The organism is Bacteroides sp. AR29 (assembly GCF_900217715.1).
GTDB lineage: Bacteria > Bacteroidota > Bacteroidia > Bacteroidales > Bacteroidaceae > Bacteroides > Bacteroides uniformis.
In genome coordinates this window covers 32,433-48,596 of record NZ_OBMS01000024.1, presented here as the reverse complement: position 1 = coordinate 48,596, position 16,164 = coordinate 32,433, and the positions used below count along the sequence as shown (strand labels likewise).

Here is a 16,164-nt window from a genome sequence, read left to right as displayed (position 1 = left end):
TAAAAAACAGAAACAATGGCCAAGAAAGCTCTCTCTGCTCCCGAAATACCTCTCTGCATCAATGTGTTGCGATTACTTAACTACCGTCTGGCTCCCGACGAGCTGATTCTGTTCGACTGGCTTACAGTAAAACAGATTTCTTTTAAATACAAGCCTTTCCATTACTCCCAGGCGCGTGTAGAGGAAGAAACCCGTATCCGCCGTACCCGGCAGGAAGTCATCATTAAGCAATTCTCGGCCTTGGGCTTCTTGAAAACCGACATAAAGGTCAATTCCGTCACCCGTGGACGTGTCCGCTATTACTCCGTGGACTTCAGTGTACTTGCCGACGTGGATGTCCTAGTAGAAATCATCATGCCCCAAACCACGCTCTTCCGTGACTTCATCCTCTACTTTGCCTACCACGCCACTATGCAGAAGAAGAGCAAGGAAGAACAACTGAAGCCTGCCTCCGCCATAAATCACGAGGCTGCCGCCCGAATCTATCAACTGCTGAGCCAAGTCTATGACGAGCGCCGCCAATACTATAATGATGGGGGACTGACCGGAGATGTGAAGCCTGAACGCTCGAAATCTGCCATGCAATTGCAGCATAACAAACCCATAGAACGTAAACTGGCAAAGTTGGCAGACTACTACAACGATAACAGCATCAAAAACGCCTTTCTTGCCTATGTGGACGAAATCCTGACCCAAAAGAAAGAACCCGAAAACCTGATGTATTACTTTCTCTCTTTCGATGAGACATCGGATTGTTTCGGAGTGGTGAATCATTACCTTAATTATTTCACCTTGCATTATAGTTACAGCAGCAACAGTTGAAGTCTATCCGCTGATGATGCTATTATTATTTCTTTTAATATAATACTTTATTATTCTTTCCCATGCTGTTCTCTGCACGCTTATTGCTGATTGCGGCAATAGCATTCGCAGAATTCTACATACCATTTGTTGAACTCAGCAAAATAGCCCTCTCATTTGTTGTTTTCAACGTAGTTTTCAGGTCGCTTGTTTGAGCTAAATTTACGTTTTTTGCCGTTTTTGCTTAGGGAACCCGTGGATTTTGGCTTATTTTGAGAAACGTGATTCGCTCAAACTAAAACGGCAAATCATAAATGGAGACTTCTTTTTCGTGTACTGACATTCTCTCTGCATTATTCAAAAGAGAAATATCTTTAATCTTTTTATGATATAGAGAAAATTTTGCAATTTGTTCTATTTCTTTTTTACGGTTTTTACTAAGGATTAGATATTCTTCTTCTCTATCAATTCCTAAAAAACGGCGTCCCAAAAGATTGGCTGCAATTCCTGTAGTGCTGCTGCCTGTAAATGGGTCGAGAATCCACGCACCACCACGAGTTGATGCCAAAATAATACGCGACAATACAGATAAGGGTTTCTGAGTAGGATGTTTGCCACATGATTTTTCCCAACGAGCTATGGCCGGTAATTGCCATACGTCCGTCATCTGCTTGTTGCTGTTGATTTGCTTCATGATACTATAATTATAGTAGTGTGTTATTTTAGCAGACTTGCGTGCCCAAATAATGAACTCTGTTGAGTGTGTAAAATAACGACATGAAATATTAGGTGGCGGATTGGTCTTTGCCCATGTCACTACATTCAAAATCTTAAATCCTAATTCAGTCAGGATATTGGCTATTGAAAAAATATTATGATATGTACCGCTAATCCATATTGTTCCATTTTCCTTCAGTTTATTTTGGCATTCGCTTATCCATGCTCGATTGAACGAATCTATGTATTCAGGAGTACCTCCTTTATCCCATTCCCCTTTATCCACGCATACCATCTTCCCACTTTGCACACTTATCCCTCCATTACTGAGAAAGTAAGGAGGATCGGCAAATATCATATCGAACTTGAAACTGAATTGCTTTAATAATTCGATGCAGTCACCATGCAGGAGGGTAAAGGCACGGTCGGAGGATTTGAAATAAGGAATCATAATTTAGCAATAATCTCTTGATATTCCTTCCAGGACATTAACCGACCTTCTCCAGTGGGATAATTGACATCTTCCTGCCCCCATATCCATTTATATACTTTTATTAAAGCCTCAGGAGTTTCACCGGAAGCGAAATTTAAAGCTCTTATTTCATTTATAAAATCGGAAGGTTCTTCTCCATTATATGTTTTTTCCATTAAAGTCAGAAATACTTTTGCTTTATCTTTGTTTTCCTGAACTTTATTTATTACATCTTCTAAGATTTGTTTGTGAGATATTTGCCATAGTGTATTATCATTGGGATTATAGATGAATACTAAAAAATCTTCTTTTTTAGGTCTTCCATATACAGATTTACCACCAGGCTTCGTGATAACGATTTTCCTACCATCAGAGAGTTCTTCGACTTCATAACCTCGATATGGTAAATCTATAAGTTTTTGTGAGAAAGTAGCTTTATCCGCATTGTTTATACGAATAGGCTCTAGTTCTATATTATGTTGATAGATGTTTTTCATCGTTCTATTTATTTCATGATTTTACTTATAATGCCGTTCTCCATATCATTAATATTGTATATATGTTCAAGTACATCAAAAGTTTCTTCCAAATTTCGACGCGCACTATTCCATCCTTTTCCATCCGTAAACCAGACAAATGTAAAATCTGTTAGGTCTTTGGTTTCCAAGGTTATCGTTTTGTAACTTCTTGCTGTTTCGTTAAGCTTAGAGCCACTACTTCCATAAAAATTGGTTTCTATACCATATACCATGGTAGGTGTTTTTACGACAAAATCAAATCGTTTCTCTGCCTTACCTTGGTTAGATATTGAAGATAAATCAATACCCCATTTCTTTTCGATAGCATGAATATACATTTCTTTGAAGTAGGTGATACCTTTTACAAACCCAGCCTTCTGTATATATGATTCGACGAGGTTCTCCATCAGGTGTCCACCTCTATTTTTTCTTCCATTAGAATCAAGCCCAGTTTCTATTCCTGTAACATAATCTACAAGACTTCCGATAATGCGATTCTCAATCAAGTTGAAAATACCAGTTTTGCGCATAAATATTTTATATTGCTCTACACTATAGTTCATTTTTTTGAAATTATAACAGAAGCTGCCTTCTTCATCTATAGCTTCTATATCCATTTCACGCTTTGCTATCAGAATAGGAATACACTTTAGAATACTAGGGTATTTACATAATAAATTATCAAAATCGTTTTCTATATTTTTGCTGCCAATAAGAGAATTCATAATATTCAATTCCACTTTAATAGCATCAACATTAGAGAAAACTTTGTCAAAGTATGTATAATATTGGTAGTTCGCAATACTTGTACGAAACAGTGCAAGCCATTGTTTAAAATCTCTTTCCATACAAATTTATCTATAATTCATGCTAATATTAGAAATCATAAGTTCGGACAGTTTCCCTCTTTTTTCAGGATTGGCATTAACCATTCGCGTAGCCATTACTCGCTGAATATGGTATTCGTTATAAATCTCATCAAAGAAATTATCATTTTCGTCTTTGCCTTTCACATCCGAATTACTTAAGATGAAATTAGTTTTATATTGAACTATCTTGTGACAAAAATCGCGTAGCCGTATTTGTTCATTATCGTCAAACTCATCTTTGGCATACGAGTTGAAAGAAGAAGTTTTGCTTAAAGGTTTATATGGAGGATCAAAGTAGAATAAAGCATCAGGAGAAGCGTAAGCTATTGTTTTCTCGAAATCCCCACACAAAATATCTACCTTTTGCAAAATCTTAGAATCTGCAAGAATTGTATCTTCATCACAAATTCTAGGATTGGCATATTTTCCATGGGGAACATTGAATTTTCCTTTAGAATTTACTCTATACAACCCATTGAAGCATGTCCTATTTAAAAAAATGAATAAAGCGGCGGTCTCTATTTCAGACAAGGATGAAGCGTTATATATGTCGCGCTTATTTAAATAATACTCTTTTCTGTCTTCTTCTCCCAAGGGGATATACTTTTCTTGAAGTTCTTTTAATTGTTCAATCAATTTATATGGTTGTTCCTTAATAACTTTATATGTAGTTATCAAATGGGGATTTATATCATTAATCACAGCTTTTTGAATATTGGGAAATTGCTGTAATATCCAAAATAAAACAGCCCCACCTCCAACGAAAGGTTCTACATAAATAACGTTTTTTTTCTGTGAGAAGTCAGATGGTAAGGTACGCTCTATATCTCCTAAAAGCTGCGTCTTTCCACCTACCCATTTTACAAAAGGTTTTGCAGTTCTATATATTCTATGTTGCATATTTGGTCTAAATATCATTCTTCTAATGGCAAAGATAGTGAATCTCTTCAAGTTGTGCGAATATATTAGGAGTCTTTCTTTTTATTTTTTGAATTCTATGTCTAAAAGGATATTAATCACTCTTATTATCCCTCTTTTCATCCTTAAATAAAACATTTTACTGCACTTATCCAGCTTTTTCTACCTAAAAAGTCTCTTGTATTTAAGTTTTTTGTAAATTTGCACCCTTAAAATGGAGAAGGTAGCTTTTGACGTACCAAATGCCTATCAAGAGTATCTTCAATCGTAAATTGTAAATTGTCAAATAGTAAATATCAAGATGGGTAAGAAGTTTGCCGAATATTCGAAGCTCGACCTTTCCGAAGTGAACGGAAAAGTGTTGAAGAAATGGGACGAAAACCAGGTTTTCGCCAAGAGTATGACAGAACGTGAAGGTTGTCCTTCTTTCGTATTTTTCGAAGGACCTCCCTCGGCCAATGGTATGCCGGGCATTCACCACGTAATGGCTCGCTCCATTAAGGACATTTTCTGCCGTTACAAAACGATGAAGGGGTTCCAAGTAAAGCGTAAGGCCGGATGGGATACTCATGGACTGCCCGTGGAACTGGGTGTGGAAAAAGCACTCGGCATTACGAAAGAGGATATTGGCAAGACTATTTCCGTAGCAGAATACAATGCTGCCTGCCGCAAGGACGTCATGAAGTTCACCAAGGAATGGGAAGACTTGACGCACAAGATGGGCTACTGGGTGGACATGACGGACCCGTATATCACCTACGACAACCGCTACATCGAAACCTTGTGGTGGCTGCTGAAACAGCTCTATAAGAAAGGACTCCTTTATAAAGGGTATACCATACAACCTTATTCTCCTGCTGCCGGAACCGGACTCAGCTCGCACGAGTTGAACCAGCCCGGATGTTACCGTGACGTAAAAGACACGACCATGGTGGCACAGTTCAAGATGAAGCATCCGAAACCGGAAATGGCAGAGTGGGGAACTCCTTACTTCCTGGCATGGACCACTACTCCGTGGACGTTGCCCAGCAACACTGCGCTCTGCGTCGGTCCCAAGATAGACTACGTGGCCGTACAGACTTACAACGGATATAGCGGTGAGAAGATGACTGTTGTCTTGGCAAAAGCACTGCTCTACACTCACTTCAACAAAAAAGCGGAAGGCATTGCATTAGAGGATTATAAGCCGGGTGATAAGCTGATACCTTTCAAGATAGTAGGTGAGTACAAAGGCCCCGATTTGGTAGGTATGGAGTACGAACAGCTCATCCCTTGGGTGAAACCGATAGACGTTGCCGAAGACGGTAGCTGGACTCCCAGCGACAAAGGTTTCCGTGTAATTTCTGGTGACTATGTGACGACTGAAGACGGTACGGGTATCGTACACATTGCCCCGACCTTTGGTGCGGACGATGCTTTTGTGGCACGCGCTGCAGGTATACCGTCCTTGTTCATGATAAACAAGAAGGGTGAGACCCGCCCGATGGTAGACCTCACCGGTAAGTTCTTCTTGATTGACGAACTGGACGAGGATTTCGTAAAGGCATGTGTCAACGTAGACCTCTATAAGGACTATCAGGGCAAGTGGGTGAAGAATGCCTACGACCCCCAATTCACTGTAGACGGCAAGTACGACGAACAAGTCGCACAAGCTGCCGAATCGCTGGATATTGAAATCTGCATGATGATGAAAGCCGCCCGCCAGGCATTCAAGATAGAAAAGCATGTACACAACTATCCGCACTGCTGGCGTACGGACAAACCCGTATTGTACTATCCGCTGGATAGCTGGTTCATCCGCAGCACCGCTTGCAAGGAACGTATGATAGAGTTGAACAAGACCATCAACTGGAAGCCGGAAAGCACCGGTACGGGACGTTTTGGCAAGTGGCTGGAAAACCTGAATGACTGGAACCTCAGCCGTTCGCGCTATTGGGGTACTCCGCTGCCCATCTGGCGCACGGAGGACAATAGCGAGGAAAAATGTATCGAGTCTGTAGAAGAGCTCTACAACGAAATAGAGAAATCCGTGGCTGCCGGCCTGATGCAGTCCAACCCTTACAAGGAGAAGGGCTTCCAGCCGGGTGTATATACCAAAGAGAATTACGACAAGATAGACTTGCACCGTCCTTACGTGGACGATGTCATCCTTGTTTCTAAAGACGGCAAGCCGATGAAACGCGAAACGGACTTGATTGACGTTTGGTTCGATTCCGGTGCCATGCCTTATGCACAGATACACTATCCGTTCGAGAATAAGGAACTGCTGGATAGCCACCAGGTATATCCTGCCGATTTCATCGCCGAAGGGGTGGACCAGACACGCGGTTGGTTCTTCACGTTGCACGCCATCGCTACAATGGTGTTCGACAGTATTTCTTATAAGGCTGTCATTTCCAACGGCTTGGTGCTCGACAAAAATGGTAACAAGATGTCCAAGCGTCTGGGCAATGCCGTAGACCCCTTCTCGACCATCGAGAAATACGGGTCCGACCCGTTGCGCTGGTACATGATCACCAACTCTTCTCCGTGGGACAATCTTAAGTTCGACGTGGATGGAGTGGAAGAGGTGCGCCGCAAGTTCTTCGGAACACTCTATAACACCTATTCATTCTTCGCCCTCTATGCCAATGTAGACGAATTTGACTACAAAGAAGCCGATGTGCCCATGGCAGAACGCCCTGAGATAGACCGTTGGATTCTCTCTGTACTGAATACGTTGGTGAAGAACGTGGATACCTGCTACAATGAATACGAGCCCACGAAAGCAGGACGTCTCATTTCCGAATTCGTGAACGACAACCTCTCCAACTGGTATGTCCGCCTGAACCGCAAACGTTTCTGGGGCGGTGGTATGACGCAGGACAAGCTCTCTGCATTCCAGACACTCTATACATGCCTCGAAACCGTGGCTAAGCTGATGGCACCCATCGCTCCGTTCTATGCTGATATGCTCTATTCCGACCTGATTGCAGCTACGGGACGCGACAATGTGGTTTCCGTACACCTTGCCAAGTTCCCCGAATATAAGGAGGAAATGATAGACAAGGAATTGGAAGTCCGCATGCAGATGGCACAAGACGTCACTTCCATGGTATTGGCATTGCGCCGCAAGGTGAACATCAAAGTCCGCCAACCGCTTCAGTGCATCATGATACCGGTAGTGGATGAAGAACAGCGTGCACACATCGAGGCTGTGAAAGCACTTATCATGAACGAGGTGAATGTGAAAGAAATCCAGTTTGTGGACGGTGCTGCCGGTGTACTGGTAAAGAAAGTGAAATGCGACTTCAAGAAGCTGGGACCGAAATTCGGTAAGCAGATGAAAGCCGTGGCTGCTGCTGTGGCGGAAATGTCCCAGGAAGCCATTGCCGAGCTGGAGAAGAAAGGCTCTTATACGTTCAATCTGGACGGTGCAGAAGCCGTGATTGAAACGGCAGATGTGGAAATCTTCAGTGAGGATATTCCGGGATGGCTGGTTGCCAACGAGGGCAAACTGACCGTGGCTCTGGAAGTTACCGTTACCGAAGAGTTGCGCCGTGAGGGTATTGCACGCGAGCTGGTAAACCGCATTCAGAATATCCGCAAGTCGAGCGGTTTTGAGATAACAGATAAAATAAAGATTACATTATCAAAAAATCCTCAAACAGATGATGCGGTAAATGAATATAATGACTATATTCGCAACCAAGTTTTAGGAACTTCACTGACGCTGGCAGACAACGTAGAAAATGGTACAGAACTGAACTTCGACGATTTCTCGCTGTACGTGAGCGTAGTGAAAGAATAATTAAATACTAACCCTGATTAACACGTAAAAGTTATGGCAGAAAAGACAAGATACTCAGATGCTGAATTGGAAGAATTCCGCGCTATCATTATGGAGAAGTTAGAGTTGGCACAACGTGACTATGAACTGTTAAAGGCCAGCCTGACGGGTGCAGACGGTAATGACACCGACGATACATCTCCTACGTACAAAGTACTGGAAGAAGGTGCCAACACCTTATCCAAGGAAGAAACCACACGTCTGGCCCAACGCCAGTTGAAGTTCATCCAAGGATTGCAGGCTGCTTTGGTGCGCATTGAGAACAAAACATATGGCATTTGCCGCGAAACCGGCAAACTGATACCGGCAGAGCGCCTTCGTGCAGTGCCCCATGCCACTTTGAGCATCGAAGCTAAAAACAACGGCAAGAAATAAAAATGGGTAAATTCTTTACGAAGGGCCGGATAGCCTGCCTTATCATATTTTCGGTATTGGTTATAGACCAAATTATCAAGATTTGGATAAAGACCCACATGTACTGGCATGAGAGTATCCGGATTACGGATTGGTTCTATATATACTTTACCGAGAATAGTGGTATGGCTTTCGGTATGGAAATATTCGCCAAACTGTTCCTGACCTTGTTCCGCATTGCTGCAGTCACGGTCATTGGCTGGTTTCTGTACAAGTTCGTGAAGCAAGGCATGAAGACCGGATTTATCATCTGTGTGTCTTTGGTCTTGACGGGAGCCTTGGGAAACATTGTCGACAGTGTGTTCTATGGCGTGCTGTTCAACGAAAGCACCCATTCGCAGATAGCCTCCTTCATGCCTGAAGGAGGGGGATATGCCCCGTGGTTCCATGGCAAGGTGGTGGATATGTTCTATTTCCCCATCATTGATACAAACTGGCCCGCATGGATGCCGTTTGTCGGTGGAGAACATTTCATTTTCTTCAGCCCGATATTCAATTTTGCGGATGCAGCAATCAGTTGCGGTATCATTGCTTTGCTGTTGTTCTACGGCAAGGACTTCAATGATGCCTATCATGCTGCCATAAAGAAATCATGAAAGGAATAAATCGAATTCAATGGTGTAGCGTAGTCCTTCTGGTGTTCAGTCTGACGGCTTGTAAGGTGAAAAGACCTGAAACCGTCCTTCCGGATGCCAAGATGGAAAACGTGCTTTATGATTATCACATAGCCAAAGCTATGGGTGAAGAAGTGCCGTATAACGAAAGTTATAAGCGGGTGCTATACATTGAATCGGTTTTCAAGAAATATGGCATTACTCAGGCCGATTTTGACTCTTCTATGGTCTGGTTTGCCCGTAACCCGGAAGTACTTACCAAAATCTACGAGAAAGTGAATGTACGGTTGAAAGCCGAGAGAGACGGTATCAACCACTTGATTGCCCTGCGTGACAACAAGCCGAAAGAATCACTTCCCGGAGACAGTATCGACGTGTGGATATGGCAGCATATCTATCAGTTGACGGGTATGCCCCTGGACAACAAGATAACGTTTACGTTGCCATCAGACACCAATTTCCACGACCGTGACACGCTGCGCTGGAGCGTGCGCTTCCGTTTCCACAACGGTGCACCGGACAGCATACATGCTCCGTTGATGGCGATGCAGATTCTTTACGAAAAGAATGACAGTGTCATCAGTGCCATTCGGAAAGTACAAGACACAGGTGTGGAAACGCTCACCTTGTTTGCCGATACTTTAGGAGAAATCAAGGAAATACGCGGGTTCATCTATTATCCGCAGCAGGAGACTCCACAGCCTTTGCTGGCAGACCGTATCTCACTGATGCGCTATCACGCCACGGACAGCTTGGTCATTGCCCCAAAGGACAGCCTTCAGCAGGCGACAGACTCCCTTCGCAAAGACAGTATCGGAAAACCTGAGAAATTGAAACCTCTGGAAATTCAGGAGCAGGAAAATACCACGACTCCCAGAACCATACGTCCCCGTCCGAAAGCATGAAACGCTACGCTTCCCATTTTCTGTTTCTTCCCGGGCATGGCTATCTGAAACAATATGTGGTGGAGATAGGTGAAGGACAATGTGTATCACGTATCTTCCCATTGACAGAAGAGGTGGAGAATACGGAATGGCTACCGGGAGTCATAGCTTTGCTTACGGAGGTGGAAACAGACTATCCTCATTTTGATACGTGCTGCAATATACTGACGGCAATCCCTCCGGTTATCGAGGAAGAATTGCCTTATTTGATTCCCTGGTTGTTTTTTCCTTTTGATTTTACTACAATGCAGCCTGGCGCCGGAACTCAGCGCAAACTACTGCTGTGGCAATAGCCACGTTCAATGACTCCGAGGTCTCACGGCTGGCGGGATAATTCGGTATGTATAGTTTGCGGTTGATGAGTGCCTCCACTTCTTTTCCGATGCCATTTCCTTCATTACCCATCACAATCAGCCCATTTTTCGAAAGCGGTTGTCCGTACATATTCTCTCCGTCCAGGAAAGTGCCGTAAACGGGAATATCCTTCAGTGAGCGGATGAACTCGGGTAGGGGAGTATAATGCAGTCTGACGCGTGCGATACCTCCCATCGTGGCCTGCACAGTTTTGGGATTATAGATATCCACCGTGTTGGGCGAACAGAAAATATGCTCTATCCCGAACCAATCAGCAAGGCGGACAATCGTTCCCAGGTTACCGGGGTCTTGCACATCATCCAAAGCCAGACAGAGGGAGTGGCTGATGACGGAAATATCCGTCTCCTCATCCGGCTGCCGGAACACAGCCAGCACTTGTTGGGGAGTTTTCAGCAGGCTGGCACGCGAAAGTTCCTCCTCCGATACTTCCGTGACATCCGTTACGGTGGAGAGAGGGCGGTTCCGGGAAAGCCATTCTGAAGTTGCCAGCAAGAACTGACAAGGAAAATGTCCCAACAAATCCCCTACGAGTTTAGGTCCTTCTGCCAGAAATACCTTGTCGGCCTTCCGGTTCTTTTTCTGCTCCAACGAGTGGATATATTTAATGCGATTTTTACTTAATGCCATAGGACACACATGTTATCATTTGACAAAAATACGTGATTATTTCAATATAATCAAAAACTCTGCACTCTTCCGGCGTTTTTTATTTCGGGAACAAAAAAATACAAGTATATTTGTAGCTGTTTATGCGCAATTAATGACTCGGTATGAATAAAGGTTTCCGCTACGCGATACTTACTACTATCGTACTTTTGTTGGCTTCCTGTTCTTCTACCAAATATGTGCCGGACGGCTCGTATTTGCTGGATGAAGTGCGCATACATACTGATAATAAGGAAGTAAAACCATCCAATCTCTCCATGTACATCCGCCAGAATCCCAATGCGAAGTGGTTCAGCCTGATAAAGACCCAGTTGTATGTCTACAACTGGTCCGGACGGGACTCTACACGCTGGATAAACCGTACATTGAGGAAATTAGGTGATGCCCCGGTCATATACAGTGAGGAGGAAACCAACCGGACCAGGGAAGAAATCACTAAGGCTGTGCAGAATATGGGCTATATGGGCGCCCTGGTGGAACCGGTACGCCAAGTCAAGAAGAAAAAGATGAAGTTGGTCTATAAAGTGACAACCGGCAAGCCCTATAAAGTTCGTACCTTGAAATATGATATCCAGGACAGTAAAATAAAGGAATACATGCGGCAGGATTCCGCAGTAACCTTATTATCCGAAGGCATGTATTTTGATGTCAATGTACTGGATGCAGAACGCCAGCGCATCACAAACAAACTGCTTCAGAATGGATATTACAAGTTCAATAAAGAGTACATATCCTATACTGCGGATACTGTCCGTAATTCTTATCTGGTAGATTTGACACTGCATTTGGCTCCATACAGACAGCATAACGAGGATACGCCGCAGAATCACCGGCAATACACTATCAATAAAGTGAGTTTCATTACCGATTATAATGTGTTGCAGGCATCCACCCAGAACAGCATCGAGGTGAATGATTCATTGCATTACAAAGGCTTTCCCATCTACTACAAAGACAAGCTTTATCTGCGCCCCAAAGTGCTGACCAACAATCTGCGCATCACTCCGGGAACTCTCTATAACGAGCAGAACGTGCAGCGTACCTACTCCAACTACGGACGCCTGCAAGCCCTGAAATATACCAATATCCGTTTTTTTGAAGTGCAACAGAGTGACAGTGCAAAGCTCAACGCCTATGTGATGCTGACCAGAGGCAAGCATCAGTCCGTATCTTTTGAGGTGGAAGGCACAAACTCTGCCGGCGATTTGGGAGCTGCCGCTTCGGTGGCTTTTCAGCACCGCAACATGTTCAAAGGTTCCGAAACATTCATGTTCAAGCTACGTGGGGCATACGAGGCTGTGTCCGGTTTGCAGAGCTCCTTGAATCAAGACTACATAGAATTAGGTGCGGAAGCAACCATCAACTTCCCACGGTTTATGTTTCCCTTTGTATCCAGCGATTTCAAGCGGAGGATAAGGGCTACTACAGAATTCGGATTGCAATATAACTACCAGATGAGACCCGAATTCACGCGCATTGTAGCATCTGCCGGATGGAGCTACAAATGGGGGGTACAACAACAGCGTTCGCAGCATCGCATTGATTTGCTGGACATCAACTATCTGTATATGCCCAGCATAGACCAGACATTCAAAGAGGATTATCTGGAGAAAGACGAGAACTACATCCTCAAATACAATTATGAAGACCGCTTTATTGTCCGCACCGGCTATAGCTATATCTACAACAGTGCCGGAAGAGCATTGATGAATAACTCCGGTATCGGAAATTCCTATACCATCCGCCTCAAATTTGAATCGGCGGGTAACTTGTTGTATGCTGTGGCAAAGCTCGGAGGAATGAAGAAGAATGCATCGGGGGAATACACCTTGTTGAACATTCCTTTTGCCCAATACCTGAAAGGCGATTTTGACTTTGCCAAGAATCTGGTCATTGACAACCGCAATTCATTGGCATTTCATTTTGGTGCCGGTATTGCCATTCCATACGGCAATGCAACAATGCTTCCATTTGAGAAGCGCTACTTCTCCGGCGGCGCCAACAGTGTGCGCGGATGGTCTGTACGTGATTTGGGGCCCGGTTCTTTCCCCGGCGATAATAACTTCATGAACCAGTCGGGAGACATCAAGCTGGATGCCAGCATTGAATACCGCACACGGTTGTTCTGGAAATTCAGAGGAGCCCTCTTTGTAGATGCCGGGAATATCTGGACAATACGGGATTATAAAGACCAGCCGGGAGGTCAGTTTAAATTTGACAAGTTCTATAAGCAGATTGCCGTGGCATATGGTTTGGGATTGCGTCTTGACCTGGATTTCTTTGTATTGCGTTTCGACGGAGGTATGAAGGCCATCAATCCGGCTTATGAAAAGAAAAAAGACCGTTATCCCATTATTCATCCTAAATTCAGCCGCGATTTTGCTTTCCACTTTGCTGTGGGATATCCGTTCTAATGAAAGTTGAAAATGGAAAGTGAGAAATGCTTATTGGGCATCTATGTACCAGCCACTTTCCATTTTCAATTTTCCATTAATTAAAAGCGTAGTACGTGCCAATCATCGTCGCCTGACGTGCTGCTGCCACACCTTGGGCATCCAGCGTCACTGTCATTTCCTCACCGTTCGGAAGGGTCATTTGTGCAGTGCCGTCATTGTTCATTTGCAGCAATTCTGTGCTGACACCATCGGCAACAACATTCCAAGTATTCAACTCTTTGTTGTAAATGAGTTCCATAGAAGCAGTCTCACCTTCTTTGGTGATAGAATAGCCGTTTTCAAGTGTCTCTACCAGGTAGTCACCGTTTTCGCCTTTCACTTTCTTTACATCACCAATGCTGGCCATAGGGTTTGAACCACTCCAGAATTCGATGGAGTTGATGACCAATGCATCGGCCAGATAGCAAACGCCATATACCGGGATAATATTGAATGCCAGATAAACCAGTTCGTTTACAAACTTGGTACCAATACCTTGATTCCAGCTGACCAGTTTACTATGCAGTCCAAAAGAACCGATACAAGAACTGAAAAGAAACGAGCCGCAAATCATTACGGTCGCAGCCATCTTCAAATTGAACTTTTTCATAATCACTCTTTTTTATTTTACTGTGTTTAATTAGCTTTATAGCTCATCGAGTTATTTTAAGCATCCGCAAATATAGGATTTTTTACGAAAATACATCCTATTTGAGCTTAAAATCTGTTTTCAGTAAAACGGAAGTGTCTATTTACGAGCCTTTTGGAAAAGAGCTTTTCTTATCCAGCGGTCAACGGCAAACTTGCCCGGACCTATGATATACATCAATATGAACACTACCAGATATACAAAAGCCAACTCTTTCGTGGCAAACGGGTCATTACCATGAATTACAAAAAAGGCAACAGCCATTGTAAACACCATTGGTATCATAGCCAAACGATAGAGAAAACCTATAATGAATGCCATGGAACATGCCAATTCACCAAAGATAGCCAGTCCTAAAGACAGCGGACTGCCTACACCCAGCGGGTCAGGGAAAACGGCCGACAGCTCTTGAAAGTTAGTCCACTTCTGGATACCGTGGTTCATTAATAATATACCGAATACAATTCTTGCAATCAATAGCATAGCAGATGTTGCCGTTCCGTCCGGTTTGACAGGAAATAAAAGTCGTTTTAACATATTCATTCGTTTTTAAGTTCGTATATGAACTATAACAAATATTACTCAATAAAAGTTTACTCCCGTTTCAACGGTTTGATGATAATCCGTAAAGACGGGTCATAGGTAAAGTAACTCCACATCCAGTCTACGAAGATGAAAAGACGGTTCTTTACACCCACAATACTCATCAAATGGATGAATAGCCACACAGCCCATGCCGGAAAACCGCCAAAACGCAGTTTCTTAAGCTCGACTACGGCATGATTGCGGCCAATGGTCGCCATGGAGCCTTTGTTTTGATATATAAACGGCTGCAACGGCAGGCCTGTTTCTGCACGCTGCAAGTTCCTTATCAAGTTGCGGGCCTGCTGGATGGCTGGTTGCACCACTTGCGGGTGTCCTTTGGGATACTCCTCAGAAATCATAAGGGCCGTATCCCCGATAGCGAAAATATTGGGATATTGAGAAAGACGGTTATAAGTGTCCACCTTCAAGCGGTTTCCCGGTCCATAGGCATCGGCAGGCAATCCTTGAAGGCTGTTTGCCTTGACACCGGCCACCCAGAATACATTTTTGGTATCGATGGCAGTCCCGTCATTCAATGCCAATTGATAATTCTCGTATCCCATCACCCGTTGATTCAATTTGATTTCCACATCACGCTTCTTCAGATAATCGGCCACTTCTTTGGAAGACTCTTCTGAAAAAGCAGACAAGAGCCGGGAAGAGCCATCCAACAAGATGATACGCATCTCATTGATATTCAAGTCCGGATAGTCTTGAGGAAGGACAAACTTCCTCATCTCGGCCAAAGCACCAGCCAACTCTATTCCCGTAGCTCCACCGCCTACAATGGCAAAGGTCATCAGACGCCTGCGCTCTTCTTTATTACCGGTGTTCTGGGCTTGTTCAAAACTATCCAATATCTGGTTTCGGTTGAACAAGGCTTCCGAAGTATTCTTTAGTGCCATGGTCTGTTTCTCCAGCCCGTCGTTTCCAAAATAATTTGTGTTGCAGCCGGTGGCAATGACCAAATAGTCGTATGCCAGCGTGCCGATGGAAGTCTCCAGCAGATTGTGTTCCGGGAAGACTTGCTGTGCTTCACAAATACGTATATGGAAATGCTCTCTTTTTTTGAAGATTTTTCGGTATGGGAATGATATGGCACTCGGTTCAATACCTGCTGTGGCCACTTGATAGAGTAACGGTTGGAAGATGTGATGGTTATTCTTATCCAGTAAAACTATCTGAAACTTGTTGCTTTTCAATTTTCGTGCCAGCTTTAATCCGCCAAAGCCGCCGCCTACGATTACCAGTCGTTTCTGTCCCTCTTTATCGGGAATGTCCATTGCTGTTTTCATAATTCAATATCATGTTGTTCTTTGTAATATTAAAATAACAGTATAAATCGAGGAAAGTTCTAT

The 16,164-nt window shown here is 43.7% G+C and carries 15 protein-coding genes; 7 read left to right on the top strand and 8 right to left on the bottom strand.

Annotated elements, in window-relative coordinates:
• Nucleotides 1-15 precede the first annotated feature (15 nt).
• Nucleotides 16-822, top strand: coding sequence for a hypothetical protein (locus CSD97_RS14945; RefSeq protein WP_005825533.1), 807 nt, complete (start codon nucleotides 16-18; stop codon nucleotides 820-822).
• 274 nt (nucleotides 823-1,096) lie between these two features.
• Here the strand turns inward: CSD97_RS14945 and CSD97_RS14940 are convergent, their stop codons facing one another.
• Genes CSD97_RS14940 through CSD97_RS14925 form a run of 4 tightly spaced genes read right to left on the bottom strand, consistent with a single transcriptional unit; the run spans nucleotide 1,097 to nucleotide 4,277 of the window.
• Nucleotides 1,097-1,969, bottom strand: coding sequence for a site-specific DNA-methyltransferase (locus CSD97_RS14940; RefSeq protein WP_005825531.1), 873 nt, complete (start codon nucleotides 1,967-1,969; stop codon nucleotides 1,097-1,099).
• Nucleotides 1,966-2,487, bottom strand: a complete 522-nt coding sequence (locus CSD97_RS14935) for a hypothetical protein (RefSeq protein ID WP_005825529.1) — start codon at nucleotides 2,485-2,487, stop codon at nucleotides 1,966-1,968. Before CSD97_RS14935 ends, CSD97_RS14940 begins: the two co-directional genes overlap by 4 nt.
• 8 nt (nucleotides 2,488-2,495) lie before the next feature.
• Nucleotides 2,496-3,356 (bottom strand): type II restriction endonuclease, encoded by an 861-nt coding sequence (locus CSD97_RS14930; RefSeq protein WP_005825528.1) that lies wholly within the window; start codon nucleotides 3,354-3,356, stop codon nucleotides 2,496-2,498.
• Nucleotides 3,357-3,362: 6 nt separating this feature from the next.
• Nucleotides 3,363-4,277: a DNA adenine methylase gene (locus tag CSD97_RS14925; protein WP_008664601.1), complete on the bottom strand. Its 915-nt coding sequence runs from the start codon at nucleotides 4,275-4,277 to the stop codon at nucleotides 3,363-3,365.
• 319 nt (nucleotides 4,278-4,596) lie between these two features.
• Between CSD97_RS14925 and ileS the strand changes: the two genes are divergently transcribed.
• The 5 genes from ileS to CSD97_RS14900 are packed head-to-tail and all read left to right on the top strand — an operon-like array spanning nucleotide 4,597 to nucleotide 10,389.
• Entirely contained in the window at nucleotides 4,597-8,085 is a 3,489-nt protein-coding gene (ileS, locus tag CSD97_RS14920) for an isoleucine--tRNA ligase (protein ID WP_005825526.1), read from the top strand.
• A gap of 33 nt (nucleotides 8,086-8,118) precedes the next feature.
• Nucleotides 8,119-8,499 (top strand): TraR/DksA C4-type zinc finger protein, encoded by a 381-nt coding sequence (locus CSD97_RS14915; RefSeq protein WP_004290962.1) that lies wholly within the window; start codon nucleotides 8,119-8,121, stop codon nucleotides 8,497-8,499.
• 2 nt (nucleotides 8,500-8,501) lie between these two features.
• Nucleotides 8,502-9,134: a lipoprotein signal peptidase gene (locus tag CSD97_RS14910; RefSeq protein WP_005825525.1), complete on the top strand. Its 633-nt coding sequence runs from the start codon at nucleotides 8,502-8,504 to the stop codon at nucleotides 9,132-9,134.
• Nucleotides 9,131-10,057 carry a DUF4296 domain-containing protein gene (locus tag CSD97_RS14905; RefSeq protein ID WP_005825524.1) on the top strand — a complete coding sequence of 309 codons (927 nt, stop codon included), beginning with the start codon at nucleotides 9,131-9,133 and terminating at the stop codon, nucleotides 10,055-10,057. Before CSD97_RS14910 ends, CSD97_RS14905 begins: the two co-directional genes overlap by 4 nt.
• Nucleotides 10,054-10,389, top strand: a complete 336-nt coding sequence (locus CSD97_RS14900) for a hypothetical protein (RefSeq protein WP_005837115.1) — start codon at nucleotides 10,054-10,056, stop codon at nucleotides 10,387-10,389. Before CSD97_RS14905 ends, CSD97_RS14900 begins: the two co-directional genes overlap by 4 nt.
• Here the strand turns inward: CSD97_RS14900 and CSD97_RS14895 are convergent.
• Nucleotides 10,337-11,098, bottom strand: coding sequence for an RNA methyltransferase (locus CSD97_RS14895; protein WP_008664596.1), 762 nt, complete (start codon nucleotides 11,096-11,098; stop codon nucleotides 10,337-10,339). The genes CSD97_RS14900 and CSD97_RS14895 overlap by 53 nt on opposite strands.
• A 143-nt stretch (nucleotides 11,099-11,241) precedes the next feature.
• Between CSD97_RS14895 and CSD97_RS14890 the strand changes: the two genes are divergently transcribed.
• The gene (locus tag CSD97_RS14890; RefSeq protein ID WP_098032627.1) at nucleotides 11,242-13,551 is read left to right on the top strand and encodes a BamA/TamA family outer membrane protein; all 2,310 of its coding nucleotides are present in this window, start codon (nucleotides 11,242-11,244) and stop codon (nucleotides 13,549-13,551) included.
• Between the two features lie 76 nt (nucleotides 13,552-13,627).
• On the opposite strand, the gene CSD97_RS14885 is transcribed toward CSD97_RS14890, so the two are convergent.
• From CSD97_RS14885 to CSD97_RS14875, 3 genes are all read right to left on the bottom strand, one after another.
• Entirely contained in the window at nucleotides 13,628-14,182 is a 555-nt protein-coding gene (locus CSD97_RS14885) for a DUF3332 domain-containing protein (protein ID WP_005837119.1), read from the bottom strand.
• 138 nt (nucleotides 14,183-14,320) lie between these two features.
• Entirely contained in the window at nucleotides 14,321-14,758 is a 438-nt protein-coding gene (locus CSD97_RS14880) for a DoxX family protein (protein ID WP_005837120.1), read from the bottom strand.
• Between the two features lie 56 nt (nucleotides 14,759-14,814).
• Entirely contained in the window at nucleotides 14,815-16,101 is a 1,287-nt protein-coding gene (locus CSD97_RS14875) for an NAD(P)/FAD-dependent oxidoreductase (RefSeq protein WP_008664590.1), read from the bottom strand.
• Nucleotides 16,102-16,164 lie beyond the last annotated feature (63 nt).